Below are 25,328 nucleotides of genomic sequence, written 5' to 3'. Positions count from 1 at the left end.
GGTGCCCGCGCAAGGTCGCGCCCGGGGAGAGGAGACAGTGTGAGCACGCTGCTGGAGAGCTATGCCGCGGGACGGTGGTTCCGCGCGGCCGACGAGGGAGAGCCGCTGCTCGACGCGGCCACGGGCGAGGAGGTCGCGCGCATCTCCAGCCGCGGCCTCGACGTCGGCGCGATGGTCGCGTACGCCAGGCGGACCGGCGGTCCCGCCGTGCGCGCGCTCACCTTCCACGAGCGCGCCGCCCTGCTCAAGGCGCTCGCCAAGCACCTGCTGAAGCGCAAGGAGGAGCTGTACGCCCTGTCCGTACGCACCGGCGCCACCTCTCGCGACACCGCCATCGACGTGGACGGCGGCATCGGCACCCTGTTCAGCTACGCGAGCAAGGGCGTGCGCGAACTGCCCAACGACACGGTCTTCCTGGACGGGGGCCTCGAACGCCTCGGCAAGGGCGGCACGTTCGTCGGCCAGCACCTCTACACCTCGCGGCCGGGCGTGGCCGTGCAGATCAACGCCTTCAACTTCCCCGTCTGGGGCATGCTGGAGAAGCTCGCCCCCGCCTTCCTCGCCGGCCTGCCCTCGATCGTCAAGCCGGCGAGCCAGACCGCGTACCTCACCGAGCTGGCCGTCCGCATGATCATCGAGTCCGGCATCCTGCCGGAGGGCGCGCTGCAGCTCCTCGCGGGCAGCGCGGGCGGGCTGCTCGACGAGCTGACCGTGCAGGACTCCGTCGCCTTCACCGGCTCCGCCCACACCGCCGGCATCCTGCGCCGCCACCCCAACGTGCTGGACGGCGGCGTCGTGCTCGGCGTCGAGGCCGACTCGCTCAACTGCTCCGTCCTCGGCCCCGACGTGCGCGCGGACGACCCCGAGTTCGACCTGTTCATCAAGGGCGTCGTCACCGAGATGACGGTCAAGGCCGGGCAGAAGTGCACCGCCATCCGCCGGGTGCTGGTGCCCTCGGCCATGGCCGGGCAGGTCGAGGAGGCGCTGGCCGCCCGCCTGGCCAAGGTGAGCGTCGGCGACCCGCGCAACCCCGACGTGCGCATGGGCGCGCTGGCCGGGCTCGCCCAGCGCGAGGAGGTGCGCAAGGCCGTCGAGGCCCTGCGCGCGAGCGCCGACGTCGTGTACGGCGAGCCGGCGGGCGGCGCCTTGCTCGACGGCGACGCCACCCGCGGCGCGTTCATGACCCCGCTCCTGCTGCGGGCCAGGCCGGGTGCCACTGAGCCGCACGACGTCGAGCCGTTCGGGCCGGTCAGCACCGTGCTCGCCTACGACGGCCTGGACGAGGCCGTCGCCCTGGCCGCCCGCGGGCGCGGCAGCCTGGTCGCCTCCGTCGCCACCCACGACCCCGAGGTCGCGAGGTCCGTGGTGCTCGGGCTCGCGCCGTGGCACGGCCGGGTCCTGGTGCTCGACCGCGACGACGCCAAGGAGTCCACCGGGCACGGCTCGCCGCTGCCCGTCCTCGTCCACGGCGGGCCGGGCCGGGCCGGCGGCGGCGAGGAGCTGGGCGGCATCCGCGGGGTGCTGCACCACATGCAGCGCACCGCCGTCCAGGCCTCGCCCGACCTGCTCACCGCCGTCACAGGACGGTGGACGACCGGCGCCGCCCGCGCCGCGAGCGACGTGCACCCCTTCCGCAAGTCGCTGGCCGAGCTGCGGATCGGCGACACCATCGCCTCCGCGCCGCGCACGGTCACACGGGAGGACATCGAGCGCTTCGCCGAGTTCACCGGCGACACCTTCTACGCCCACACCGATCCCGAGGCGGCCGCCCGCAACCCGCTGTTCGGCGGCATCGTCGCGCACGGCTACCTGGTCGTCTCGCTGGCCGCCGGGCTCTTCGTCGACCCGGCGCCCGGCCCGGTGCTGGCCAACTTCGGCGTGGACGCGCTGCGCTTCCTCACCCCGGTCAAGGCCGGCGACGGCATCGCGGTGACGCTCACCGTCAAGCAGATCACGCCGCGCAGCAACGCCGACTACGGCGAGGTGCGCTGGGACGCCGTCGTCACCAACCAGGAGGGGCAGCCCGTGGCCACGTACGACGTGCTCACCCTGGTCGCCAAGACCTGGGACGGTGACGCCCGGTGAACGGCGCCGCCGTTCTCCTCGAACGCGACGGCGCCGTGGCGACCGTCACGCTGAACAGGCCCGAGCGCCGCAACGCGCTGGACGCCAAGACCAAGCTGCAGCTGCGCCTCGCGCTGGAGGACGTCGCCGGTGACGCGTCCGTCCGCGCGGTGCTGCTGGCCGGGGCGGGACGGGCGTTCTGCGCCGGCCAGGACCTGGCCGAGCACGCGGCGGCGCTGCGCGAGAACGCGGCGCACGCGTTCGACACCGTCGAGGAGGACTACGCGCCCGTGGTGCGGCTGCTCGCCACGATGCCCAAGCCGGTCGTCGCGGCCGTGGGCGGCACCTGCGTGGGCGCCGGGCTGGCCCTGGCGCTCGCCTGCGACCTGCGGGTGTTCGCCGAGGACGCGGTGCTCGGCACGGCGTTCGGCGCGATCGGGCTGACCTGCGACTCCGGGCTGTCGGCCACGCTCACCCGGTCGGTCGGCGAGTCGCGGGCCAGGGAGCTCGTGCTGCTCGCCGAGCCGTTCACGGCGCGGCAGGCCGTCGAGTGGGGCGTCGCAGGGCGGCTGGTGCCGCAGGACGAGCTGGCTCCGGCCGCGCGCGAGCTGGCCGAACGGCTCGCGGCCGGGCCCACCCTCGCGTACGCCGAGTCCAAGCGGCTCATCGCCGACTCGTGGGGGCGCGACCTCGGGGCGACGCTGGCCGCCGAGGCGCGCGCCCAGGCCCGCCTGGGCCTGACGGCCGACCACGCCGGCGCCGTGGCGGCGTTCCTGTCGAAACGCCGCCCCGCCTTCGACGGCCGCTGACCCCACCGTCCGAGCCACGGCCTGGGCCGCCGTCCGGGCCACGGCCTGAGTGACGGCCGCTCGCCGGGGCAGCGCTTCGGCAGGCGGCCACCTGGAGACCTTCGGCAAGGAGTGAGGGGCATGGAGAGCCATCCGTCCACGGCGACGAGCGTTCCGGCCGGTGAGGAGTGGCCAGAACGGGCCGCCGCGGCGCTCGACGACGTGGACCGCGCGATCATCGCCGAGCTGCGGCGCGACGGCCGCATGTCCGTGCGCACCCTCGCCGAGCACGTGCACATCTCCCGGGCCAGCGCGTACGCGCGGCTGACCCGGCTCATGGAGGACGGCGTGATCACCGGCTTCACCGCCGAGATCGCACCGGCCAAGGCCGGGCTGGGCACCAGCGCGTACGTGTCGATCACCATCGAGCAGAACTCCTGGCGGCAGGTGTCGGCCCGGCTGCGCGAGATCGCCTACGTCGAGCACTTCGCCATGGTCGGCGGCGACTACGACGTGCTGGCCCTGGTCAGGACGCCGGACAACGCGGCGCTGCGGCACGTCGTGCTCGAACGCATCCAGGACATCCCGGGCGTCCGCGCCACCCGGACCTGGCTCGTCTTCGACGAGGCCCGCGGCCAGGGCGCCCACTGGAGCCGAGCCCGGGGGTAACGAGGGCGGCGGGTGAGGGCCGGTGGATCAGGGGTGGCGCGGGTGGCGGCAAAACGTCCGGCTGGTCATAGCTTCCTCCGCTGGCCAAATCGACAAATGGCCGTGAGAAGCGTGGTTTGCAGCCATTTGTCGCCTATCGCCGCCGATGTCTTGAACGAATGGCTCGCTACGCGGACGCTTCTCTTGTCCACCGTCCAGAGAAAGCGAGCGTCGCCATGTCTCATCCCCAGGTGGTCGACGGTCTCCTCCCCGCGCCCGTCCCCGTGCGTTTCGTCGCCGAGGACGGCACCGCCGTCGATCCCCCCGCCGCGTACCCGATGCCGGCCGGCGAGCAGCTCACGGAGGCCTACCGCCGGATGGTCATCGGCCGCCGCTTCGACCGCCAGGCGACCGCGCTGACCAAGCAGGGCCGCCTCGCCGTCTACCCCTCCAGCCTGGGACAGGAGGCCTGCCAGATCGGCGGGGTGCTCGCGCTGCGCGACGACGACTGGCTGTTCCCCACCTACCGCGACAGCGTGGCCCTCGTCTCCCGCGGCCTCGACCCCGTCGAGGTGCTCACCCTCCTGCGCGGCGACTGGCACTGCGGCTACGACCCCGCCGCCGTCCGCGTCGCCCCCCAGTGCACGCCGCTCGCCACCCAGACCATCCACGCGGTCGGCATGGCCGAGGCGCTGCGCCGCAAGGGCGAGGACGCGGTCGTGCTGGCCTTCATCGGCGACGGCGGCACCAGCGAGGGCGACTTCCACGAGGCGCTCAACTACGCCGGCGTGCTGCGCTGCCCGGTCGTGTTCCTGGTGCAGAACAACAAGTACGCCATCTCGGTGCCGTTGGCCAGGCAGACCGCCGCGCCCGCGCTGGCGTACAAGGGCGTCGGGTACGGGGTGCCGTCCGAGCAGGTGGACGGCAACGACCTGGTCGCCGTGCTGTCGGTGCTGACCGAGGCCGTCGGGCGGGCCCGAGCGGGCGGCGGCCCGTTCCTGGTCGAGGCGCACACGTACCGGATGGACCCGCACACCAACGCCGACGACCCCACCCGCTACCGCGACGCCGAGGAGGCCGCGCGGTGGGAGTCGGCCGACCCGCTGGCCCGCCTGGAGACCTATCTGCGCGGCCGGGGCCTGCTGGACGACGCCGGCGTCGCGGCCGCCGCGCAGGCCGCCGACGCCTACGCCGCCCGCGTCCGCGACCGCATGAACGCCGACCCGGAGACCGACCCGTTCGAGCTGTTCGACCACGTCTTCGCCGAGCCCACGCCGCAGCTGCGCGAGCAGCGCGAGCTGCTGCGGGCCGAGCTGAGCGCCACGGAGGAGTGACGATGACCGCCATGCCCGTGTCCGCACCAGGACCCGTCGCCGCGTCCAAGCCGACCTCTATGGCCCAGGCACTCAACGCCGCCCTGCGCGACGCGCTGCGCGAGGACGAGCGGGTGCTCGTCTTCGGCGAGGACGTCGGGCCGCTCGGCGGGGTGTTCCGCATCACCGACGGGCTGACCGGGGAGTTCGGCGAGGAACGCTGCTTCGACACCCCGCTCGCCGAGTCCGGCATCGTCGGTCTCGCGGTCGGGATGGCGATGGGCGGCTTCCGTCCCGTCGTCGAGATGCAGTTCGACGCGTTCGCCTACCCGGCCTTCGAGCAGATCGCCTCCCACGTCGCCAAGACCCGCAACCGCACCCGCGGCCGGGTGTCGCTGCCGATGGTGATCCGCATCCCGTTCGCCGGCGGCATCGGCGGGGTCGAGCACCACTGCGACTCCAGCGAGGCGTACTACGCCCACACCCCAGGGCTCAAGGTCGTCACGCCCGCCACCGTCGAGGACGCGTACTGGCTGCTCCGCGACGCCATCGACGACCCCGACCCGGTGATCTTCATGGAGCCCAAGAAGCTGTACTGGGCCAAGGACGACTTCTCGCCCGCCGAGCGCCGCGCCCCCGGCTTCGGGCGGGCCGTGGTGCGGCGCGAGGGGAGTGACGCCACGCTCGTCGCGTACGGGCCCGGCGTGCCCGTCGCGCTCCAGGCCGCCGAGACGGCCGCCGCGGAGGGCCGCTCGCTGGAGGTGGTGGACCTGCGGAGCATCGTCCCGTTCGACGACGAGACCGTGGTGTCGTCCGTACGCAGGACGGGGCGGTGCGTGGTGATCCAGGAGGCGCAGGGGTTCGCCGGGGTGGGGGCCGAGATCGCGGCCCGCGTACAGGAGCGGTGCTTCCACTCCCTGGCCGCGCCCGTGCTGCGGGTCACCGGCTTCGACATCCCGTACCCGCCGCCCAAACTGGAGCACACCCACCTGCCCGACGTGGACCGGGTGCTCGACGCGGTGGACCGGCTCCAGTTCGACGACCGGCCCGACCTGCTGCACCTCAGCAGGGAGGCGTCTTGACATCCTCCCGCTCTCGAAGGAGGGGGAGTCCCACGGTCGCCCATGGGTCTTCCCCGCTTCACAGCCGGTCGCCCGCGAGAGGACTCTCGTCGAGGTCTTACACCAGCTCCACAGGAGTTCCAGCTCTCCACCAGCCCGGCGGCAAGCACGTTCGACACGGTCACCGTGGACGGCTCGCCGCCCTGCGGCAGCGGGCGCGACCACACGATGTCCGACGGGGCGTCCATCTTCAGCCACCGATCGCGCGCGTGTTCGATGATTCCGGTCTGTCCGGCAGCCAATCGCCTCTCCCCGTCCTGTTCCGCAAGCATCCAATTCCCTCCCCGCCTGCGGGCGGGGGCTTCCCCGGAGGTTTCTGATGACGGCCACCGGTACGCGGCAGGTGTTCCGCCTGCCCGACCTCGGCGAGGGGCTGACCGAGGCCGAGGTGCTCGACTGGAAGGTCGCCGTCGGCGACACCGTCGAGGTGGACCAGATCGTGGTCGAGGTCGAGACGGCCAAGGCGGCCGTGGAGGTGCCGGTGCCGTACGCGGGGACCGTCCTCGCCCTGCACGCCGCCCCCGGCGCCGTCCTGTCGGTGGGCGAGCCGCTCATCGAGATCGGCGGCGCAGCACCGGCCGAGGACCCGGCGGCGTCCCGGTACCGCGAGGAGGAGCGGGCCGGCAGCGGCAACGTCCTCATCGGCTACGGCACCGGCCACCACGGGACCTCCCGCCGCCGTCGCCGCCCCGCCCCGCTCAAGGCGCCGGCCCCCGACGCCCGCCCGCTCAAGGCGCCGGCTGAGGACGCGCGGCCGCTCAGGAGTGCCGCGGGAGAGGCGCGCCCGCTTCAGCCCTCGGCTGCGGACGCGCGCCCGCTCAAGACGTCCTCGGCGGGCCCGCGTCCGCTGAGGCAGGAGGCGGCGAGCTCCAGGACGCCGGGGCAGGCGCCGCGGGTCATCTCGCCGCTGGTGCGCAGGATCGCCCGCGAGCACGGCATCGACCTCGCCCAGGTCACCCCCACCGGCCCCCGCGAGGTGATCCTGCGCCGCGACGTCGAGCAGGCCATCGAGCGAGCGGGCGCGGCGAGCCCCGCCACCCCGCGACCGCTGGAGCGCATCCCGCTGCGCGGCGTCCGGCGGGCCGTGGCGGAGAAGATGAGCCGCAGCCGCACCGAGATCCCCGACGCCACGACCTGGGTGGACGTGGACGCCACCGACCTGGTCGCGGCCAGGGACGCGCTCCGCCGCACCCGCCCCCAGCTCGGCATCGGCCTGCTGGCCCTGCTCGCCCGCATCTGCGTGGACGGCCTGCGCCGCTTCCCCGAGCTGAACTCGACGGTGGACACCGACCGCTCGGAGATCGTCAGGTACGGCCACGTCAACCTCGGCTTCGCCGCCCAGACCGACCGCGGCCTCGTCGTCCCGGTGGTCCGCGACGCCCACCTGATGACCACCGCCCAGCTCGCCGCCGAGCTGACCCGGCTCACCGGCCTGGCCAGGGAGGGCAAGCTGCCCCCCGAGTCGCTGACGGGCGGCACGTTCACGCTCAACAACTACGGCGTCTTCGGCGTGGACGGCTCCACCCCGATCATCAACCACCCGGAGGCGGCGCTGCTGGGCGTCGGCCGGGTGATCGACCGCCCGTGGGTGCACGGCGGCGTCGTCACCGCCCGCAAGATCGCCCAGCTCTCCCTGACGTTCGACCACCGGGTCTGCGACGGGGGAGCGGCGGGCGGCTTCCTGCGCCACGTCGCCGACTGCGTGGAGAACCCGGCCATCCTGCTCGCCGACACCTGACCCCCGCCGACCCCCGGGGGTCAGCGCCGTACGTGCTCGCGGACCGCCAGGCCGGCCGCCAGCACGTACGGGCCGAGCAGCAGCGCGACGCAGAGCAGCGCGTACCAGAAGGCGGGGTCGAGCGGCCCGAGCACGAACCGGCCGGCCGCCCACCCCAGCACGCTCACCACCACCGGCAGGACGAAGACCACGAACCAGGCCAGCACCACGGCGAACCCCGCCAGCCACACCCACCGGAACCACCGCCCCACCCTGAGGTCGGCGGGCGAGGCCCGGACCACCTCGGCCGCCTGCGCCCGGGTGAGCCGGCCGAACGCGTGCCGCAGCAGCAACGTCTTGACCCGCCACAGGTCGCGGCAGCCGAGGGCGTGGACGAGCACCCCGTACAGGTCGGTGCGCAGGAAGATCATGCACTGCCACAGCAGGCCCGCCAGCTTCACGAACACCCAGGCGGCGAGCGTGGCGTCCACCACCGGCTCCGGCGACCACACCCCTTTCTGGATCAGCAGGCGGGCGGTCAGCAGCGCGGCGAGCACCACCACGTCCACCGCCATCCCGCCGAGCAGCGGCCCGAAGCGGCGGCGGCGCGGCACCGACCACAACTGCGACAGGTCGGTCTCCAGGACGAGCAGCATCATCCGCCGGTCCACCCCGAACCTGGCCGTGAGCCCCGCCGCACGGGCGGCCAGCCAGTGCCCGCCTTCGTGCAGCGCCGTCGAGACCAGCACGAACGGCATCAGCAGCAGCGCGCTCAACCCGACGTCGTCCAGCACGAACGCGTCCTCGGCCGGGTCCGGCAGCAGCGACGGCGAGGTGATGAAGACCGCCAGGCAGAACAGCGCGAGCACGACGTAACAAGCCCACGCGACCTCCCCGAAGAAGGGACGGGCCACGCGCGTGCTCACCCCCGCCAGCCAGCGCCGCATCTGGATCGGCGCGGTCCTGACGGCTCGGCGCTCGTCGTCCGGCCGGTCGTCCAGGAACCCCAGCTCGGCCAGGGTCGCCATGAACGCGGGCAGATCGACGGGCTCGCCGGCGAACGCGGCGGCCTCGGCGGCGGCCTCCTCCTCGGTCGCGCCGCGCAGCAGCGCCGCGACCACCACGCCGCCCACGGCGGGCATCGCCACGAACATGCCGGTGGCCGGGTCGCCGACCAGCACCTCCTCGCCCTCCCCGACCACCGTGAGCGGGCGCAGCCGTACGGTGGTCACGGGACGCGCCCGGCGTCGTTCTGCGGGGCCGCCGCGCACGCCGGGCAGGCGGGGTCGCGGGGGAACGGCTGCCGCACCGGGACCAGCCCGTCCAGCAGGTCGAGCACCACGCGCGCCCCCGCCGCCCGCGGCGGCTCGACCTTCGTCAGATACCGCATGACCTCGTACGCGACCAGCGACCCGACCTGCATCGCCATCGGGCCGGTGAGCCCGTTCGCCAGCCGCAGCCCGCGGGTGAGCCGCTGGGCCACCGCCGCGGTCGTCCGCTCGCCGGGGTTAGGCAGGTCGGACTCGTCGCAGCGCAGGCAGGCGCTCCTGCCGGGATCGACCGAGAAGTAGATGAGCTGGGTCCGCGTCATGCCACCGGCCACCAGCGGGACGCCCGCGCGCAACGCGGCCTCGTTGACCCAGAGGTTCGCGTCGGGGGCGCCGTCCAGGCCGCCGGCGATCACGTCGGCGTCGCCGGTCAGGTCCTTGAGGTCGTCTGGGCCGGAGATCCACCGGTCCACGGCGCGGACCTCGATGTCCGGGTCGTACTCGCGGACCCACTCCGCCGCCCGCTCCACCTTCGACCGGCCGACGTCGGCGCGCCGGTAGAGGAACTGGCGGGCGAAGTTGCGCGGCTCGATGTCGTCGCGGTCCACCAGCGTCAGCGCGCCGACGCCGAGCCCGGCCAGGCACTGCACGAGGGCCGAGCCGCCGCCGCCCGCGCCGAGCACGAGCACGTGGGACGCGCGCAGCCGCCGGACGAACTCCGCCCGCGACGTCCCCAGCCGGGCGAACGCCCCGAAGAACGTCAGATTGGAGAAATGCCGCTCGTCGGCCTCGGGATCGCCCAGCAGCCGCTCGTCGGCGTCCTCGACCAGCCCCAGGGAGTCGAGCCCGGCCAGCCCGTCGCGCACGTCGTCCGCCGTGACGGGGACGCCGCGCGCGGTCAGCGCCGCGCTCAGCTCGTCCGCCGTGGCCGGCCCCCTGGCCAGCTCATCGAGCAGCGCCGCGACCCGCCCGCCCGGGTCGGCCAGCGTGTACGCCTCGCGCGGGTCGTGCACGACCACGAGCTCGTCGCCCAGGGACTCCCAGGCGCATTCCTTCACCATCACCCGCATCGTTTCCCACCGGATCGTTCGTCATCGGCCGGCGGCAGCTCGGCCGGCCGTCATCGGTCGTCGGGATGGAGCCGCCGGGAGGCGGCGGACCGCCTCCCGGCCGGCTGAGAGGCGATGCCTCAGGTCACGAACTGCGTCGCCTTCACGGCCTCGACCTTGCGAACCTCGATCTTCATCTACGGCACCTCCTTCCTGGCTCCCCGGCGGGATGTCGTCGATCAACTTCCTCCTCTCGCCGACAGAAAGCCCATAAAGTCGCCATAGAGAAGGACGAAACGGCTGATCGTGGCAGGGAGGACGGTGGACTTCACGATCCTCGGACCGGTCAGGGTCCTCGACGAGGGACGGCCGATCCGGCTGGCCGCCAGGGCGCGCGCCGTGCTCGGCGTCTTCCTGCTCCACCCGGGCACCGTCCTGTCCAGGGACCGGCTGATCGCCTCGGTGTGGGACGACCCGCCCCGCTCCGCCGTGCCGAACCTGCAGCAGTACGTGACCGCGCTGCGCCGCGCCGGGATCGGCGTCGAGTCGGCGCCGTACGGCTACCTGCTGCGGCTCGACCCCGACCGGCTCGACCTGCTCACCTTCGACGAGGCCGCGCACCGGGCGCGGCTGGAGGCGGCCCGCGGCGACCTGGCGGCCGCGCACCGCCTGTTCGGCCGGGCGCTGGCGCTGTGGCGCGGCCGGCCCGCCGAGGACGTGCCGCTGGCGGCGACCGTCCAGGCCCGCATCGCCGAGCTGGAGGAACGCCGCGAGAACGCCAGGCTCGCCTGGATCGACGTCCGCCTGCGGCTCGGGCTGCACGACGAGCTCGTGGGCGAGCTGGCCCCGCTGGTGGACAGCGCCCCGCTCAACGAACGCCTGTGGCACCGCCTGATGCTCGCGCTGCACCGCGCCGGCCGCCGCGCCGAGGCACTGGAGGCGTACCGCCGCGCCCGCTCGACCCTCGTGAACGAACTGGGCATCGAGCCGGGCCACGACTTACGCACCCTCCACACCGCCCTCCTCAACGACACCGACCCCATGCCTCCAAGCACCGTCCGCGCCGTTGGCGAGGCCGGTGAGCCTGGGGGCGCCGCCGGCCACCGTGCGGGCGCTTCCTGCGGTGCCGGCCGCGCCCTTGGCGAGGATGGTGGTGTCGTCCGTTCCCGCGACGCAGGCGTTTCCTTGAGCCGGGAGCCCTCCTGGGCGGGGGCCTGCTCGCTTCCTGCGGACATCGCTGACTTCGTCGGGCGTGAGCGGGAGAGCGCTGAGCTGGTCGCGGCGCTCAAGGGTGGTGGGGGTGCGCCGCCGATCGTCACCGTCTCGGGGCAGCCGGGCGTGGGCAAGAGCACGCTGGCGGTGCACGTCGCGCATCGGCTGCGCGAGCGGTATCCCGACGGGCAGTTGTTCGTGCGGCTGGCGGGGGCGTCGGCGGCTCCGCGCGACGCGTCCGACCTGCTGGCCGAGCTGCTGCGGGTGCTCGGCGCCGACTTCGCCGCCCTGCCCACCGGCGTCGAGGAGCGGGCGGCGCTCTACCGGGCCAGGCTCGCCGACCGCGCGGTGCTCGTGCTGCTCGACGACGCGGCCGCCGAGGACCAGGTGCAGCCGCTGATCCCCGGGACACCCAGGTCCGCCGTGCTCGTCACCTCCAGAGGCCCGCTGCCCGCACTGCCCGGCGCGACGTCGTACGCGCTGGACGTGCCCCCGCTCGCCGACGCGCGCGACCTGCTGGCCGGCGTGGCGGGGGCGCAGCGCATGGCCGGCGACCCCGAGGCGGCCGAGGCGATCGTGCGCTCCTGCGGGCGGCTGCCGCTGGCGCTGCGCATCGCCGGCGCCCGCCTGGCCACCCGCCCCGCCTGGCCGCCGGCCGAGCTGGCGCGCCGGCTCCGCACCGCCTCACCGCTCAACGAGCTGCGCTCCGGCCCCCTGGACGTGCGCGCCACGTTCGAGGCGAGCTACGCCGCGCTGTCCGAGCCCGCGCGCAGAGCGTTCCGCCTGCTGGGTGCGGTGCCGGCGGACGGGGTGGCGGCCTGGACGGTGGCCGCGCTGGCCGGCGTCTCCGCGCACGACGTGGACGCGTCCCTGGAGGAGCTGGCCGCCGCCGGCCTGATCACCGCCGGTGACGGCGACGCCGCGGCCGCCCCCCGCTACCGCATGCACGACCTGCTGCGCGGCTTCGCCGGCGAGCTGTTCGCGACCGAGGAGAGCGCGCGGAGCAGGACGGCGGCGCTGCGCCGCGCCGCCGCCGAGGCGTGCGCGCGCACCACGGAGGCGGCCCGCGAGCTGCCGCCGGCCTTCGCCCCGCCGCCGCCCGGGCTGCCCGCGAGGACCCCGCCCTGCCCCGAGGGCGGCGCCTGGCTCGCCGCGGAACGTGCCGTGCTCGTCGCGCTGGCCGTGGCCGCGGCCCGGACCGGCCTCGTCCGGGAGGCGGCCCTGCTCGCCCAGGCGCTGGCGCCGTTCCTCATCGTGCGCGGCTTCCACGACGACGCCGTACGCCTGCTCGGCACGGTCGCGGAGGCCGCCGCCGAGGCCGGCGACACCGCCGCCGAGATCAGGATGCGCCTGATCCGCGGCGACGCCGAGGTGGACCGCAGGCGAGCGGGCGCGGTCGCGGAGGAGTTCAGGATGCTCCTCGCGCGCGGCTCGGAGACGGGCGACCGGCACGCCGCCGCGTACGCGCTGCTCGGGGTCGCCGCCACGCTGGAGTCCGACCTGGGCTCCGCGCTGGCCGCCGCCACGATGGCCGCCGAGCGGTTCGAGGCGCTCGGCGACGAGCACGGCCTGCTGGCCGCCTGGACCGAGATCGCCGGGATCCAGTTCTACCTGTCCCGCTACGACGCGGCGGCGGCGACCCTGCGGCGGGCCCTGGCCAGGGCCGAGGGCCACAGCGCCGTCAAGAGCGCCATCAAGAGCGCCGTCAAGAGCGCCGTCCACAGCGCCGTCCATCGGGCCCGGTTCCTGCGCTCGCTCGGCATCGCCTGCTACGAGACGGGCCGCGCCGACGAGGCGATCGGCCACTACCGGGCCGCCATCGACCTCAGCAGGGAGCTGCGCTGGAGCTACGGCGAACGGGTGACGCTGCGCCGGCTGGCCCAGGCCGAGGCCGCGCTCGGCCACTACGACACCGCCGTCGCCCGGCTGGCCAGGTGCGCCGAGATGTTCGAGGACGCCGGGGACGCGCAGGGGCAGGCGATGGTGGCGTACGCGCTGGGCGAGATCAGCCGCCGTCGCGGCGACGAGCGGGCCGCGCTGGCGCACTTCACTGCCTGCCTCGACCGGCTCGACCCGCTCAACGAGCCGGTCTGGACGGCCCGCGCCCGCGACCAGGCGGCCCGCTCGCGCGCCGCGCTCGGTTAGCCGGGCGGCTCGCTCAGGGCCAGGTCGAGGGCGGTCTCCACGTGGATCCGGGTGGAGTCGAACACCGGGACGGGGCTGTCGTCCTGGCCCACCAGCAGGGTGATCTCGGTGCAGCCGAGGATGACGCCCTGCGCGCCGCGCCCGGCCAGCTCCGCGATGATCTCCCGGTACGCCGCCCGCGAGGCGGGCTCCACCCGGCCCAGGGTCAGCTCCTGGTAGATGACGTCGTGGACGAGGGTGCGGGCCGGCTCGTCCGGCACCAGGATGTCGATGCCGTGATCGCGCATCCGCGCCCGGTAGAAGTCCATCTCCATGGTGAAGCGGGTGCCGAGCAGGCCGACCCTGGTGAGACCTGCCGCTGCGACGCGACGCGCGGTGGCGTCCACGAGGTGCAGGAACGGCACGCCGACGGCGCCTTCGACGGCGTCCGCCACCTGGTGCATGGTGTTCGTGCACAGCAGCACGAGGTCGGCGCCCGCCGACTCCAGGCTCTTGGCCGCCCCCGCCAGCAGCTCGCCGGCGCGGTCCCACGCGCCCTCGCGCTGCATCGCCTCGATCTCGGCGAAGTCGACGGTCAGCATCACGCTCCTCGCGCAGTGGTGACCGCCGAGGCGGCGGCGGGTCTCCTCGTTCAGGATCTTGTAGTACTCGGCGGAGGACTCCCAGCTCATGCCGCCGATCAGGCCGATGGTTCGCATCACGCGTCCCACCTTGCCGCGTGCTCCTGCTCTTAGGAAGGCTTGAACTTCTTGGCGCTGACCCAAGTAATACTTAAGGCATGGACGCGAACCGGTTGCTCATCTTCCGGGAGATCGCCCGTACCGGGTCGATCGCGGGCGCCGCCAGGGCGCTCGGGTGGACGCAGCCTGCCGTCAGCCAGCACCTGCGCCACCTCGAACGACAGGCGGGGGCGCCGCTCGTGCTGCGCCGCCCGCGCGGGGTGCAGCTCACCGAGGCGGGCAGGGCGCTGCTGCGCCACGCCGACGCGATCGCCGCCCGGCTGCAGGCGGCCGAGGAGGACCTCGACGCGCTGGGCCAGCGGCGGGCCGGCACGGTGCGGCTGGCGGTGTTCCCTTCCGCGGGGGCGACGATCGTGCCCGACGCCATCAGCCTGCTCGGCCGCCGCCACGCCGGCATCGACGTACGGCTGCGCGAGGCCGAGCCGCCCCAGGCCCTCGCGCTCCTGGAAGCCGGCGAGGTGGACGTCGCCGTCACCTTCACCCACACCGCCGACCCGATCGCAGGGGAGCAGGGCGCGGGGCCCGGGTTGGTGCGGGTGGTGGTCGGGGGTGATCCCGTGCGGCTCGTGCTGCCTGACGATCATCCCCATGCCGGCCCGCCCGGGGCGCCGGTCGACCTGAAAGTGCTGGCAGGGGAGAAGTGGATCGCCGGGTGCGAGCGGTGCGCCGCGAACCTGCGCGAGGCGTGCGGCGCGGCCGGGTTCGCGCCGGACGTGCGGCACGGCACGGACGACTACGTGGCGGCCCAGGCGCTGATCGCCCGCGGCCTGGCCGTCGGGCTGCTGCCCCAGCTCGCCCTGGACGCCGCGCTCCACCCCGGCGTCGCCGTACGCCCGGCGCTCCAGCTCCGCCCGCGCACCCTGCACCTGACCTATCACCGGGAGGCCGGCCAGATCCCGGCGGTCGCCGGCGCCCTGCGGGCCCTGCTCGACACCACGGCCGGCCGGCGAACCGCCTGACCTCAGCCGCCGGCCTCGCCCAGCGAGTCCTCGGGCAGCGCGGGATCGCCGCTGTCGTTCAGCGGATCGTCGCCCTGGTCGGTCGGCGTGTCGTCGGGCTGACCCGAACAGGCCGGGTCGTCCGCGCAGGCCGGGTCGGTGGGGGCGTCGTCGATGCCGTCGTCCACGTCGTCCTGGACGCCGTCGTCCACGGAGTCGTTCACGCCGTCGTCCACGCCGTCGTCAGGACCGTCGGTGGGCTCGTCCGACGGGTCCTTGGTCGGCTTGGGGTCGGGCGCGGTCACCAGGTCGTGCTCCTGCCCGGTGAACGACGGCGGCGGGAACTCCTCCACCGGCTTGCCGGCCATCGCCACCGCCATGAAGTCCCGCCAGACCTTGGTGGGCGTGCCGGCCCCCTCGATGCTGCCCAGCGAGACCTCGCGCTGCAGCACGTACCCGTTGGGATCCCGCAGGGCCTTCCCGGTCTTCGGGTTCGTCTGCGGCACCTCCTTGTACATCCCGACCGCCGTGGACAGCTGCGGGGTGTAGCCGACGAACCACGCCTCCTTGTTCTCGTTGTTGGTGCCGGTCTTGCCGGCGATCGGCCGGCCGCCGGGCAGCGCGGTGCCCCTGGCCGTGCCCGACCTGACGACCTGCTGCATCGCGTACGTCGCGTCGGCCGCGCTCTCCGGGCTGATGACCGGCTTGGGCGGGTCGACCTCCTTCATCACGGTCTTCCCGTCGGCCGTCTTGACCGCGACGACCACGTGCGCGTCGTGGTGCACGCCGCCGTTGGCGAAGATGCCGTACCCCGTCGCCTGCTGCACGGGGGTGACCAGGCCCGCGCCGATGGACATGCCGTACGCGTGGGTCTCGATCGCCTCTTCGAGGTTCTTCTCGCTGATCCCGGCGTCCTCGGCGATCTTCGCGACCTGTTCGAGCCCCACCTCCTGCGCCATGGTGGCGAACGCGGTGTTCACCGACTGGGCGGTGGCCTGGTCGATGGTCACGGCCGCGCCGAGGTCGTGGGAGTTGCGGATCGGCTTGGTGCCGGGCAGCGTGACGGGGCCCTTGCCGGAGACGCGGCTCTTGAGGCTGTAGCCCCGCTCCAGCCAGGCGGCCAGCACGTACGGCTTGAACGCCGACGCCGCCTGCTTGTAGGCGTCGAAGGCGTTGTTGGTGAAGCTCTTGAGGTAGTCGTGGCCGCTGTAGAAGGCGATCACCCGGCCGTTGCGCGGATCGACGGCGGCCATGTTCGCGCGGATGTGCTTGTCGCCGAGCGCCCGCAGGTTGCTCTCCACCGCCTTCTTCGCGGCCAGCATGAGCTTCCTGTCGAACGTGGTCGTCACCCGGTAGCCGCTGATGCTCAGCGCCTTCTTGTCGATGCCCCGCGAGGCCAGCTCCCGCTGGACGATGTCGACCATGTAGCCCTTGATGCCCTTGAAGGTCTCCACCTTCTGCTGCCGGGCCAGTTTGGGGAACTTCGCCGTCTTCGGCAGGTCGCCGTACCGCGCCGGGTCGACCTTCGCCATGCCGTCGATGGTGTACGCGAACCGCTCCCGCGTCAGCGCCCAGTTCTTCTCCTGCTCGGCCTTGTCGAAGCGGTCCGGCTGCTGGGTGCGTCCGGCCAGGTAGGCGGCCTCGGCGGGGGTCAGCTCGTCGACGTCCTTGTCGAAGAACGCCTGGGCGGCGGCCTGGATGCCGTTCGCGCCCCGCCCGATGTAGATGGTGTTGAGGTAGTTGGCGAGGATCTCGTCCTTCGACATCTCCTGGTTGGCGCGGATCGAGACGAAGATCTCCTTGACCTTCCGCTGCACGGTCCGCTCCTGGCTGAGGCCGTCGTAGTAGCCGCGCGCCATCTCCTGTGTGATCGTCGAGCCGCCCTGCACCTGCTGGCCGGTGAGCGTGCTGTACGCCGCGCGCATGATGCCCGAGATCGAGAAGCCGGGGTCGGTGCGGAACGACCGGTTCTCGGCGGCGATGAAGGCGTCCTGGACGTGCCGGGGGATCTTCGAGATGGGGACGATCTCGCGCTTGGTGCCGAGCCTGGCCAGCTCGGTCTTGCCGTCCCGGTAGTAGAGGATGCTGCCCTGCTCGGTGGCGTGCTCCTGCGTGTCGGTCGGCAGCGGCGTGTTCGCGTACGCCACCATGATCATCCCGAACAGGCCGGTCACCAGGACCATGATGCCGAGCACCACGGCCTTCCACCCGGGCACGAACCGCCGCCACCCGGTACGCCGCCGCCCGCCACCGCCACCGTCACCCTGCCGCGGCTCCGAGCCGGCCGCGTCCGCCCGGCTCGGGGCGGACGCGCGAGAGGTGGACGCACCAGGGGACGCACCAGGGGACGCACCAGGGGCGGAGGCAGGAGAGGCGGACGTAGGTGGGGTGGACGGGCGGCGACTGGACGGGCGCCGCCGCCTGCTCTGACGCGCCGCGGGCCGGGGCCGCTCCTGGGCGTCGTCCGGCCGTCCGGACGGCTCCGGTTCGTAGCTGTCGTAACTCACAGGTCCCTATTCACTCATCCGGCGACAAGATCCGCAGGAGAAATGCGACATTTTGCCTACCCCCCTAACGGTTAGCCAAGAAATAGCGGTCACCCCTCCAGGTGTCAACTCACCCGAACGGAGGATGCCGGGTGACGTGACGGGCGATGCCGCCGCGAGCGGGGCGGCGGGAGCCTTGAGGCATGGAAGCCATCGAGGTCAAGGACCTGCGCAAGGTGTACGGGAGCACCCCGGCCGTGGCCGGCGTGACGTTCACGGTCCACGCCGGTGAGATCTTCGGGATCGCCGGCCACAACGGGGCGGGCAAGACGACCACCGTCGAATGCCTCATCGGCCTGCGGAGGCCCGACGGGGGCAGCGTGCGGGTGCTGGGGGAGGACCCGGCGCGCCGGCGCCGCGCCGTGGCGCAGCGGATCGGCGTGCAACTCCAGGAGAGCGCGCTGCCGGAGCGGATGAAGGTGGCCGAGGCGTTGCGGGCGTACGCCGCCTTCTACCGCGCCCCCGCCGACTGGCGGCAGGTGATGGAGCGCTGGGGGCTGGGCCCGCTGGCGCGCCAGGCGTACGGCGACCTGTCGGGCGGCCAGAAGCAGCGGCTCATGCTGGCCCTGGCGCTGGTCGGCGACCCCGAGGTGGTGGTGCTCGACGAGCTGACGACCGGCCTCGACCCGGTGGCCAGGCGGGAGACCTGGCGGCTGGTGAACGACCTGCGGGCGTCCGGCACCACGGTGGTGCTGGTCAGCCACTACTTCGACGAGACCGAGGCGTTGTGCGACCGTCTCGCGATCCTCGCGCGCGGCCGCGTCCAGGCGACCGGCACCCCTGCGGAGATCATGGCGGCCACCGGCACGGGGTCGCTGGAAGAGGCGTACTTCGCGCTGGAAGGAGCGGACCGATGAGAGCGTTCACCGCACTGGTCACGACGGAGCTGCGGCTGCTGCTGCGCGACCCCGCCTCGGTGTTCTTCATGATGGCCTTCCCGCTGATGCTGCTGGTGCTCAAGCGCGGCGACAGCGGCGCGGTGCCCGGCTACGTCGCGATGATCGCGGCCATCGGCGGCATGGGGGCGCTGCCGGGGGTGGTGGCCTCCTACCGGGAGCGCAAGGTGCTCAAGCGGCTGGCCACCACGCCGGTCTCGCCGCTGCTGCTGCTCGGCGCGCAGCTCGTGGCCCAGGTGACGGCCGCGCTCGCCGGGTCGGCGCTGCTCATCGTCACCGCGATCACCGCGTTCGGGGCCGCGGCGCCGCGCAGCGTGCCGCTCCTGGCGCTGGCGTTCGTGCTCTGCTCGGTGACGGTGTGCGCGCTCGGCTTCGTCATCGCCGCCGTCGTCGGCAACGCCAGAGGCGCGAACCTGGTCGGCATGCTGGTCATGTTTCCGATGATCTTCCTGGCGGGCGCGGCGGTGCCGCGCAGGGCGCTGCCGGACTCGCTGCGGCAGATCGGCGACTTCCTGCCGCTGACCCCCGGCGTGGACGCGCTCACCAGCGCCTGGTCGGGCACCGCCGCGCTCTTCCCGATGATGATCCTGGCCGGGATAATCGTCGCGGGCACGGCTGCGGCCGCGGCGCTGTTCCGATGGGAGTGACGAGGTGAACGTCTGGGAGGCGCGCTGGCTGCGCGCCTTCCACGTGCTGTTCTACGCCTGCCTGGCGCTCGGCCTGGTGCTGTCGCTCGGGGCCGGCTCCGCCCCTGGCCCGCTGCCGCTGGCGCTGCTCGCCGCGCTGGCCGGCTGGCACTGGTTCTTCGTCGGGCGCAGGCCCGAGCGGCTCGGCCGGCTCAACCCCATGGCGCTGCACGTCGCGGTGCTCTGCGGGCTGTACGTCGCGCTGGTGACGGCCGACCGCTCGTTCGACGTGGTGATCTTCGGGCTGATGCCGCAGCCGTACCTGATGCTGCCCGCGCCCTGGTCCTACGCGGGCGCGGTGGCGACGATCCTGTGCACGTTCGCCGCCAGGGGCTACCTCGACGACCCCGGCGCCCTGTGGCAGCTCGCCGGCAGCTCGGGCCTGGTGGTGGCGATCGGGCTGTTCGTCGCGTACGTCTCCCGCCAGAGCGCCCAGAACCGCACGGTCGGCGTCCTGGAGGAGCGGGCCAGGCTGGCCAGGGAGATCCACGACACCATCGCCCAGGGCCTGAGCGGCATCATCACCCAGCTTGAGGCCGCCGAGCAGGCCATCGAGGACACCCCCGACCTGCCGGCCGTACGCCGCAGGATCGCCCTCGCCAAGGAACTCGCGCGGGACAACCTCCGCGAGGCCCGCCGCTCGGTCGACGCGCTGCGCCCAGGCCCGCTCCAGGACGCCTCGCTGGAGGCGGCGCTGGCGGAGGTCGCCGCGCGGTGGTCGCGCGCCCACGGCACGACCGCCGGCGTGGCCGTCGAGGGCACGCCCAGGCCGCTGCCGCCCGAGGTGACCGCCACCGTGCTGCGCACCGCGCAGGAGGGCCTCGCCAACGCCGCCAAGCACGCCCGCGCCGGCCGGGTGGCGATCACGCTGACCTACATGGACGACGAGGTGACGCTGGACGTGTACGACGACGGCACCGGCTTCGACCCAGAAGCAGGCACGCGGGGCTACGGCCTGGCCGCCATGCGCGAGCGGGCCGACGGCGTGGGCGGCATGCTGACGGTCGAGTCGGCCCCGGGAGAAGGGACGGCCCTGTGCCTGCGCATCCCCTCAAACTGATGATCGTGGACGACCACCCGGTGGTCCGCGACGGCCTGCGCGGCATGTTCGACGGCATCGCCGACATCGACGTGGTGGCCGAGGCGGCCGACGGGTTCGAGGCGCTGGCCATGGCCAGGCGGGCCCGGCCGGACATCGTGCTGATGGACCTGCGCATGCCCGGCCTCGACGGCCTCGGCGCGATCCAGCGGCTGCGCGCCGACCATCCGGAGATCAAGGTGATCGTGCTGACCACGTACGACACCGACGCCGACGTGGCGCGGGCCATGGCCGCGGGCGTGGCCGGTTACCTGCTCAAGGACGCGCCCAGGGACGAGCTGCACCGCGCCGTGCGCGCCGCGGCGGCCGGCGGCGCCGTGCTCGCCCCCTCGGTCGCCTCCGCCCTCATCGGCCGCCCGCCCGCGCAGGACCCGAGCCCGCGCGAGCTGGAGGTGCTGCGCCTGGTCGCGCGGGGCGCGGCCAACAAGGAGATCGCGCGGACCCTGCTGATCAGCGAGACGACCGTGAAGACCCACCTCAAGCACGTCTTCGCCAAGCTCGGCGTGGACACCAGGGCCGCAGCCGTGGTCGTGGCCCTGGAACGTGGCCTGATCGGGCCCCCGCGCTAGCGTGGAGGTGTGCTCCTCGGGGGAGGCGACACGATGACGAACCGCGTCCGCACGCTCGGCCACTCCAACCGCACCTTCGGCGAGGTGCTGGAGATGCTGCGCGCCCACGACGTCACCTGCCTGGTGGACGTCAGGTCGTACCCGTCGTCGCGCAAGTTCCCGCAGTGGAACCAGCCCGCCATCACCGCCGCACTGCCCCCGGACATCGGCTACCGCTGGATCCGCGAGCTGGGCGGGCGGCGGCACACGCCGCAGGGCGTCCCGAGCCCCAACGGCGCGTGGGAGGTCAAGGCGTTCCGCGACTACGCCGACCACATGGCCACCCCCGAGTTCCGGCGCGGCCTGGACGAGCTGCTCCGGCTCGCCGAGCACGAACGACCGGCGATCATGTGCAGCGAGGCCGTGCCATGGCGCTGCCACCGCCGGCTGATCACCGACGCGCTGATCGTGGCCGGCGTCGAGGTCGTGCACCTCATGTCCGCCACGTCGGTGCGACCCGCGCAGCTCAACGAGCACGCGCGGGTCCGCGACGGGCTGCTGACGTACCCGCCGCCCGGCGATCAGGGCACCAGCGCCGCCAGCGGCACGTGATGCTGGCCCGCGTGGATGTCGCGATCCAGCGGGCTGCCCTGCGGGGTCGGGCGGGGGAAGGAGATCTTCACCACGTTCAGCGCCGGGATGCGGAAGATCCGCACGTCGGCCGGGACGAGGGCGTAGAGGCGGGCGATGACCTCCTCGTTGAGGAAACCCTCGTCGGCGACGATCGCGTAGCCCGCCGCGTCGCGCATGAACAGCTCCATCGTCACCCAGAACGGGCCCGCGTTCTTGGAGCGCACCTCCAGGGCGAGGTCGCCCAGCGTGGGCCTGCGGTCGTCGGTCATCGGGAGACCCCCTCGAGCAGCTCGATGCGGAACATCTCGGTCGGATCGTCCACGGCCACCACGTGGTTGAGCACGAACGCGTACGCGGGGCCGCGCTCGGTCTCGGCCGGCGACGTGGGGAAGGCCAGGCTCGGCAGGTAGTCCATGCCGGGCGTCGGCAGGTGCAGCATCAGCGGGTTCGCCACCTTGGCGATGGCCGTGGCCGTCGCCTGGTCGGGCGCGTTGACCAGCAGCATCACCCCGACCTCCCGGGGCGGCGCGGACGAGGGGTCGAGGTCGCCCAGCACGGCGTTGTAGCCGTAGGGACGGATGTCCACGACGTAGGCGTCGGGGTCGAGGCCGAGCGTCTGGCGTACGCGGGCGGTGAGCACCTCGTGCAGCAGCGCCAGCCAGGCGTCGATGTCGCCGAGGATGAGCGGGTCGCGGATCGCGGTGAACGACATGGTCTCGTAGCCGGTGACGCGGGCCCCTTCGAGCTTGATCGTGTGCGGGGCGGGCTCGAAGCGCGACCCCTCCACGCGCACCCGGCGGTCGTCCAGAGCCGTGTACGTGGCCTCGTCCACCACCAGCGTCCCCGCGGGCTCCCGCATCCGGTACGGATCCACCGTCTCGTACAGCATGTGCGCCGCCACCGACGTCGGCGTGCACGCCACGGCCGGGTCCAGCGGCTCGATCGTGAAGCCGCCGTGATCGACGGTGGCGAGCACCCCGCCGGAGCGCGGGTTCGTGGTGCACTGCCCGCCGCATTCCACGATCTTGGCCGCGTGCCAGGCCGGGCCCGCCGGCAGGCCCTTCATCAGCGGGTACGCCGCCGCGAGCGCGGTGTCGGTGGCCCGCCCGGCGAGCACGACGTCCGCCCCCGCCGCCAGGGCCGCCACGATGGGCTCGTGCCCCATCATGCCGACGATGTGGGTGCAGCCGTCGAGCGTGGCGGCGTCCAGGTCGCCCATGGGCGGCAGCGGATGGACGCGCCCCTCGTTGAGCCGCTCCTTCAGCGCGTCGGCCCGCTGCTCGCTGTAGACACGGGCCACCTTCAGGCTCAGCCCTTCCTCGCGCAGGATCGTCCCGGCGATGCCGGCGACCCAGTCCACGCCCGAGTCGGTGCCGCTGGTGCCGCACGAGCCGACGATCAGCGGGATGCCCGCGCCGGCCGCGGCGCGCAGCAGGATCCGCAGGTCGCGGGCGACGGCCGCGGCGGTCGTCTTCGGCGTGCCCGAGCCCAGGTAATAGGGGCCCGAGTCGGTGGAGCCGGCGTCGAGGGCGATCACGTCGGCCCCGAGCTCGATCCCGCGGTCGATGGACTCCGGCGGGAATCCCGCCCCCAGCATTCCGCTGGGCGCCAGGACCCTGATCGCCTCGGTACTCGTCATGATGTCCTTTCTGTAAGCACATGGGCGTTGAGCGAGGAACGGGGATGTCCGCGCAGCGCGGCCACGAGTTCGCGGGCGCCGTCGACGCCCGCGGCCCTGCGCGCCTCGGCGGTCTGCCCCGCCAGGTGGGAGTAGACGGTGATGCCGGGCACGCCGCGCAGCGGGCTGCCGGGCGGGAGCGGCTCGGTCTCGGCGACGTCGAGCGCCGCGCCGGCGAGGCGGCCCGCGCCCACGGCGGCGGCCAGGGCCGCCTCGTCCACGATGGGGCCGCGGGCGGTGTTGACGAGGTGCGCGGTGGGCTTCATCAGGGCGAGCGCGGCGGCGTCGATCAGGTGCCTGGTGGCGGGGGTGAGTGCGGTGTGCACGGACAGGAAGTCCGACTCGGCCAGCAACTCGGGCAGGGCCACGAAGCGTACGGAGGGGTCGAGATCGTCCTTGACGCCGGTCGTGCAGAGCACGCTCATCCCGAACGCCCGCGCGAGCGGCGCCACGGCTCTGGCCGCCGCGCCGTAGCCGAGCAGGCCGAGCGTCTTGCCGCGCAGCTCGCGACCGTCGTCGCGGGGCCAGCGGCCTTGCTGGACGCCGGTCGCCACGGGGACCAGCCGGCGCGCCTGCGCCAGCAGCAGGCCCATCGTGTACTCGGCGACCGCGTTCGCGTTGACGCCGGGCAGGTTGCTCACCGAGACGCCCGCGCGGGTGGCCGCCTCGACGTCCACGGAGTCGTACCCGACGCCGGTGCGGACGACCGCGCGCAGGGCGGGCGCGCGCGCGAACACCTCGGCCGTCATCGGCTCGTTGGCGATCAGCGCGCCCGCGCAGCCGGCCAGGATCGTGACCAGCTCGTCCGCACTCCTGGGGCCGCGCAGCGGATGGTGCCGGGTGGTGTGGCCCGCGGCGCCCAGGAACAGGTCCACCTCGTCGCCGGGCGCCAGGTAGTCGGTGGTGATCAGGATCGTGCTCATCGTGCGCCTTCCTGTAGGCCCGCCGCCCGCCGCCGCCGGTCGATGTGGACGACCAGCACGGCGGCGGCGGCCGACAGGATCGCGATGTGCAGGAGCAGCAGGTGCCAGCCGGTGAGGTCGACGGCCAGGCCGACGAGCCCGGGCCCGGCGATGCCGCCGCTCGCCCAGCCGACCGTGTAGAGGCCGCTGTACGTGCCGAGCACGCGGCTCGACGGCGCCAGGTTCCACAGCACGACGACCGCGTTGATGGTGAACGCCGCCGCGCCGGCCGCGGCCACGCACATCGCGACCACGGTCACCGTGGGGTCGCGGAACAGGGACGCGAAGGCCAGGGCCAGGGTGAAGACCGCGATCCCGGCGGCGATCACCCGCAGCCGCCCGAACCGCTCGGCGAGGAACGCGGCGGGGAAGGCGGCCGCGATGTACGCGATGCCGCTCGGCAGTGTCAGCCCGCCCGCCTCGCCGTCGGACAGCCCGAGCACCTGCACGCCGTACGGGGTGAGCAGCGAGCGCGAGGAGAACCAGGCCGAGGCGAAGACGAACACGGCGACGATCAGCAGCACCCGGCTCCGGTCGGGATCGACCAGGACGTCACGGATGATCGACCACATCCGCACCTTGACGGCCGCCTCGCCGTTCGCCGCCTTGCTCGCTTCGGCGTCCTCGGCCAGCGCCGCCTGGTAGGCGGGGGAGCGGCTGTCGCGCACCCGCCAGACCAGCACGCCCGCCGCCATCAGCATGAGCGCGGCGGGGACGGCGAAGGCCAGCTTCGGATGGTCGTCCACCAGCAGCAGGCTGACCAGTGCGGCCACGATCGTGGTCAGCGCGGAGGCGGTCTTCACGGCGGCGTTGGCCCTGCTGCGGCGTTCGGGCGCGATGAAGTCCGGCATGAGCGACTCGCTGACCGGCCGGAAGCTGTTCATCACCAGCGCGTACAGGAAGATCACCAGGATCAGCCAGCCGAGCGAGGTGGCGTGCGGGATGAGCAGGAACAGCCCCGCGCCCACCGGCATCAGCACCGCCAGGTACGGGATGCGGCGCCCCCAGGAGGTGCGGGTGTTGTCGGACCTGTTGCCCATGTAGGGCTGGATGAAGACGCCGAGCAGGTTGTCCATGCCCATGAGCAGGCCGATCACGGCGGCGCTGGCGACGTGGTCGCGCAGCAGCTCGGGGACGCGGTTGTCGTAGAAGTTCCAGGTGGACTCCTGCGCGAAGACCGCTAGAGCCACATAAAAGGTGATTCTTCGGGTGCTGGTGGGACGGCCTTCGGCTCGCGTGACGCCGGCCATGACGTCCTCCTCGGGGGGTGGGGGCAG

The 25,328-nt window shown here is 73.6% G+C and carries 21 protein-coding genes; 13 read left to right on the top strand and 8 right to left on the bottom strand.

Annotation, left to right across the window (positions count from 1 at the left end):
* The first annotated feature begins 39 nt into the window (after nt 1-39).
* From paaZ to ACFFR3_RS06210, 6 genes are all read left to right on the top strand, one after another.
* The gene (paaZ, locus tag ACFFR3_RS06235) at nt 40-2,085 is read left to right on the top strand and encodes a phenylacetic acid degradation bifunctional protein PaaZ (protein WP_364379747.1); all 2,046 of its coding nucleotides are present in this window, start codon (nt 40-42) and stop codon (nt 2,083-2,085) included.
* Nucleotides 2,082-2,873: an enoyl-CoA hydratase/isomerase family protein gene (locus tag ACFFR3_RS06230; RefSeq protein ID WP_345385409.1), complete on the top strand. Its 792-nt coding sequence runs from the start codon at nt 2,082-2,084 to the stop codon at nt 2,871-2,873. Before paaZ ends, ACFFR3_RS06230 begins: the two co-directional genes overlap by 4 nt.
* 120 nt (nt 2,874-2,993) lie before the next feature.
* Nucleotides 2,994-3,521 (top strand): Lrp/AsnC family transcriptional regulator, encoded by a 528-nt coding sequence (locus tag ACFFR3_RS06225; protein ID WP_364379752.1) that lies wholly within the window; start codon nt 2,994-2,996, stop codon nt 3,519-3,521.
* A gap of 215 nt (nt 3,522-3,736) precedes the next feature.
* On the top strand, nt 3,737-4,834 hold the full coding sequence (gene pdhA / locus ACFFR3_RS06220) for a pyruvate dehydrogenase (acetyl-transferring) E1 component subunit alpha (protein ID WP_379482735.1): 1,098 nt from the start codon (nt 3,737-3,739) through the stop codon (nt 4,832-4,834).
* 2 nt (nt 4,835-4,836) lie between these two features.
* The gene (locus ACFFR3_RS06215; protein WP_446686037.1) at nt 4,837-5,895 is read left to right on the top strand and encodes an alpha-ketoacid dehydrogenase subunit beta; all 1,059 of its coding nucleotides are present in this window, start codon (nt 4,837-4,839) and stop codon (nt 5,893-5,895) included.
* A gap of 358 nt (nt 5,896-6,253) precedes the next feature.
* Nucleotides 6,254-7,672 carry a dihydrolipoamide acetyltransferase family protein gene (locus ACFFR3_RS06210; RefSeq protein WP_379482734.1) on the top strand — a complete coding sequence of 473 codons (1,419 nt, stop codon included), beginning with the start codon at nt 6,254-6,256 and terminating at the stop codon, nt 7,670-7,672.
* A gap of 20 nt (nt 7,673-7,692) precedes the next feature.
* Here ACFFR3_RS06210 and ACFFR3_RS06205 read toward each other — a convergent pair whose 3' ends face one another.
* Both ACFFR3_RS06205 and ACFFR3_RS06200 read right to left on the bottom strand, forming a co-directional pair.
* On the bottom strand, nt 7,693-8,883 hold the full coding sequence (locus tag ACFFR3_RS06205; protein ID WP_345385407.1) for a hypothetical protein: 1,191 nt from the start codon (nt 8,881-8,883) through the stop codon (nt 7,693-7,695).
* Nucleotides 8,880-9,980 (bottom strand): ThiF family adenylyltransferase, encoded by a 1,101-nt coding sequence (locus ACFFR3_RS06200; RefSeq protein WP_345385405.1) that lies wholly within the window; start codon nt 9,978-9,980, stop codon nt 8,880-8,882. Before ACFFR3_RS06200 ends, ACFFR3_RS06205 begins: the two co-directional genes overlap by 4 nt.
* Nucleotides 9,981-10,289: 309 nt before the next feature.
* Between ACFFR3_RS06200 and ACFFR3_RS06195 the strand changes: the two genes are divergently transcribed.
* Nucleotides 10,290-13,325 carry an AfsR/SARP family transcriptional regulator gene (locus tag ACFFR3_RS06195; protein ID WP_379482733.1) on the top strand — a complete coding sequence of 1,012 codons (3,036 nt, stop codon included), beginning with the start codon at nt 10,290-10,292 and terminating at the stop codon, nt 13,323-13,325.
* On the opposite strand, the gene ACFFR3_RS06190 is transcribed toward ACFFR3_RS06195, so the two are convergent.
* On the bottom strand, nt 13,322-14,023 hold the full coding sequence (locus ACFFR3_RS06190; RefSeq protein WP_345409216.1) for an aspartate/glutamate racemase family protein: 702 nt from the start codon (nt 14,021-14,023) through the stop codon (nt 13,322-13,324). The genes ACFFR3_RS06195 and ACFFR3_RS06190 overlap by 4 nt on opposite strands.
* 80 nt (nt 14,024-14,103) lie before the next feature.
* Between ACFFR3_RS06190 and ACFFR3_RS06185 the strand changes: the two genes are divergently transcribed.
* Entirely contained in the window at nt 14,104-15,024 is a 921-nt protein-coding gene (locus ACFFR3_RS06185) for a LysR family transcriptional regulator (RefSeq protein WP_379482732.1), read from the top strand.
* A 2-nt stretch (nt 15,025-15,026) separates the two neighbouring features.
* Here the strand turns inward: ACFFR3_RS06185 and ACFFR3_RS06180 are convergent, their stop codons facing one another.
* Entirely contained in the window at nt 15,027-17,219 is a 2,193-nt protein-coding gene (locus ACFFR3_RS06180; RefSeq protein ID WP_364379771.1) for a transglycosylase domain-containing protein, read from the bottom strand.
* A 473-nt stretch (nt 17,220-17,692) separates the two neighbouring features.
* Between ACFFR3_RS06180 and ACFFR3_RS06175 the strand changes: the two genes are divergently transcribed.
* Genes ACFFR3_RS06175 through ACFFR3_RS06155 form a run of 5 tightly spaced genes read left to right on the top strand, consistent with a single transcriptional unit; the run spans nt 17,693 to nt 21,390 of the window.
* Nucleotides 17,693-18,406, top strand: a complete 714-nt coding sequence (locus ACFFR3_RS06175; protein ID WP_379482731.1) for an ABC transporter ATP-binding protein — start codon at nt 17,693-17,695, stop codon at nt 18,404-18,406.
* Nucleotides 18,403-19,092, top strand: coding sequence for an ABC transporter permease (locus tag ACFFR3_RS06170; protein WP_364379777.1), 690 nt, complete (start codon nt 18,403-18,405; stop codon nt 19,090-19,092). Before ACFFR3_RS06175 ends, ACFFR3_RS06170 begins: the two co-directional genes overlap by 4 nt.
* Nucleotides 19,093-19,096: 4 nt before the next feature.
* The gene (locus tag ACFFR3_RS06165; RefSeq protein WP_345385391.1) at nt 19,097-20,191 is read left to right on the top strand and encodes a sensor histidine kinase; all 1,095 of its coding nucleotides are present in this window, start codon (nt 19,097-19,099) and stop codon (nt 20,189-20,191) included.
* Entirely contained in the window at nt 20,191-20,799 is a 609-nt protein-coding gene (locus tag ACFFR3_RS06160) for a response regulator (RefSeq protein ID WP_364379950.1), read from the top strand. Before ACFFR3_RS06165 ends, ACFFR3_RS06160 begins: the two co-directional genes overlap by 1 nt.
* Before the next feature lie 33 nt (nt 20,800-20,832).
* The gene (locus tag ACFFR3_RS06155) at nt 20,833-21,390 is read left to right on the top strand and encodes a DUF488 domain-containing protein (protein ID WP_364379783.1); all 558 of its coding nucleotides are present in this window, start codon (nt 20,833-20,835) and stop codon (nt 21,388-21,390) included.
* Here the strand turns inward: ACFFR3_RS06155 and ACFFR3_RS06150 are convergent.
* The 4 genes from ACFFR3_RS06150 to ACFFR3_RS06135 are packed head-to-tail and all read right to left on the bottom strand — an operon-like array spanning nt 21,360 to nt 25,301.
* Nucleotides 21,360-21,680: a DUF4387 domain-containing protein gene (locus ACFFR3_RS06150; protein ID WP_364379786.1), complete on the bottom strand. Its 321-nt coding sequence runs from the start codon at nt 21,678-21,680 to the stop codon at nt 21,360-21,362. The genes ACFFR3_RS06155 and ACFFR3_RS06150 overlap by 31 nt on opposite strands.
* A complete protein-coding gene (locus tag ACFFR3_RS06145; protein ID WP_379482730.1) occupies nt 21,677-23,050 on the bottom strand; it encodes an acyclic terpene utilization AtuA family protein in 1,374 nt (457 codons plus the stop codon). Before ACFFR3_RS06145 ends, ACFFR3_RS06150 begins: the two co-directional genes overlap by 4 nt.
* Nucleotides 23,047-24,012 (bottom strand): NAD(P)-dependent oxidoreductase, encoded by a 966-nt coding sequence (locus ACFFR3_RS06140; protein ID WP_345385388.1) that lies wholly within the window; start codon nt 24,010-24,012, stop codon nt 23,047-23,049. Before ACFFR3_RS06140 ends, ACFFR3_RS06145 begins: the two co-directional genes overlap by 4 nt.
* Complete coding sequence (locus ACFFR3_RS06135; RefSeq protein ID WP_379482729.1) at nt 24,009-25,301, bottom strand: MFS transporter; 1,293 nt, start codon at nt 25,299-25,301, stop codon at nt 24,009-24,011. The genes ACFFR3_RS06140 and ACFFR3_RS06135 overlap by 4 nt, the downstream gene beginning before the upstream one ends.
* Between the last annotated feature and the right edge of the window lie 27 nt (nt 25,302-25,328).

The sequence above is a fragment of the Nonomuraea salmonea genome (assembly GCF_042428605.1).
GTDB classification, from domain to species: domain Bacteria; phylum Actinomycetota; class Actinomycetes; order Streptosporangiales; family Streptosporangiaceae; genus Nonomuraea; species Nonomuraea salmonea.
Note: the sequence above shows the minus strand (reverse complement) of the source record. Positions and strands in the feature narration are given on the sequence as shown.

Excerpts from the sequence above, each read along its gene's own strand:
- ACFFR3_RS06225 (WP_364379752.1), top strand. The coding sequence starts at position 2,994 with ATGGAGAGCCATCCGTCCACGGCGACGAGCGTTCCGGCCGGTGAGGAG.
- pdhA (WP_379482735.1), top strand. The coding sequence starts at position 3,737 with ATGTCTCATCCCCAGGTGGTCGACGGTCTCCTCCCCGCGCCCGTCCCC.
- ACFFR3_RS06215 (WP_446686037.1), top strand. The coding sequence starts at position 4,837 with ATGACCGCCATGCCCGTGTCCGCACCAGGACCCGTCGCCGCGTCCAAG.
- ACFFR3_RS06210 (WP_379482734.1), top strand. The coding sequence starts at position 6,254 with ATGACGGCCACCGGTACGCGGCAGGTGTTCCGCCTGCCCGACCTCGGC.
- ACFFR3_RS06200 (WP_345385405.1), bottom strand. The coding sequence starts at position 9,980 with ATGGTGAAGGAATGCGCCTGGGAGTCCCTGGGCGACGAGCTCGTGGTC.
- ACFFR3_RS06190 (WP_345409216.1), bottom strand. The coding sequence starts at position 14,023 with ATGCGAACCATCGGCCTGATCGGCGGCATGAGCTGGGAGTCCTCCGCC.
- ACFFR3_RS06185 (WP_379482732.1), top strand. The coding sequence starts at position 14,104 with ATGGACGCGAACCGGTTGCTCATCTTCCGGGAGATCGCCCGTACCGGG.
- ACFFR3_RS06175 (WP_379482731.1), top strand. The coding sequence starts at position 17,693 with ATGGAAGCCATCGAGGTCAAGGACCTGCGCAAGGTGTACGGGAGCACC.
- ACFFR3_RS06170 (WP_364379777.1), top strand. The coding sequence starts at position 18,403 with ATGAGAGCGTTCACCGCACTGGTCACGACGGAGCTGCGGCTGCTGCTG.
- ACFFR3_RS06160 (WP_364379950.1), top strand. The coding sequence starts at position 20,191 with ATGATCGTGGACGACCACCCGGTGGTCCGCGACGGCCTGCGCGGCATG.
- ACFFR3_RS06155 (WP_364379783.1), top strand. The coding sequence starts at position 20,833 with ATGACGAACCGCGTCCGCACGCTCGGCCACTCCAACCGCACCTTCGGC.
- ACFFR3_RS06150 (WP_364379786.1), bottom strand. The coding sequence starts at position 21,680 with ATGACCGACGACCGCAGGCCCACGCTGGGCGACCTCGCCCTGGAGGTG.
- ACFFR3_RS06145 (WP_379482730.1), bottom strand. The coding sequence starts at position 23,050 with ATGACGAGTACCGAGGCGATCAGGGTCCTGGCGCCCAGCGGAATGCTG.
- ACFFR3_RS06140 (WP_345385388.1), bottom strand. The coding sequence starts at position 24,012 with ATGAGCACGATCCTGATCACCACCGACTACCTGGCGCCCGGCGACGAG.
- ACFFR3_RS06135 (WP_379482729.1), bottom strand. The coding sequence starts at position 25,301 with ATGGCCGGCGTCACGCGAGCCGAAGGCCGTCCCACCAGCACCCGAAGA.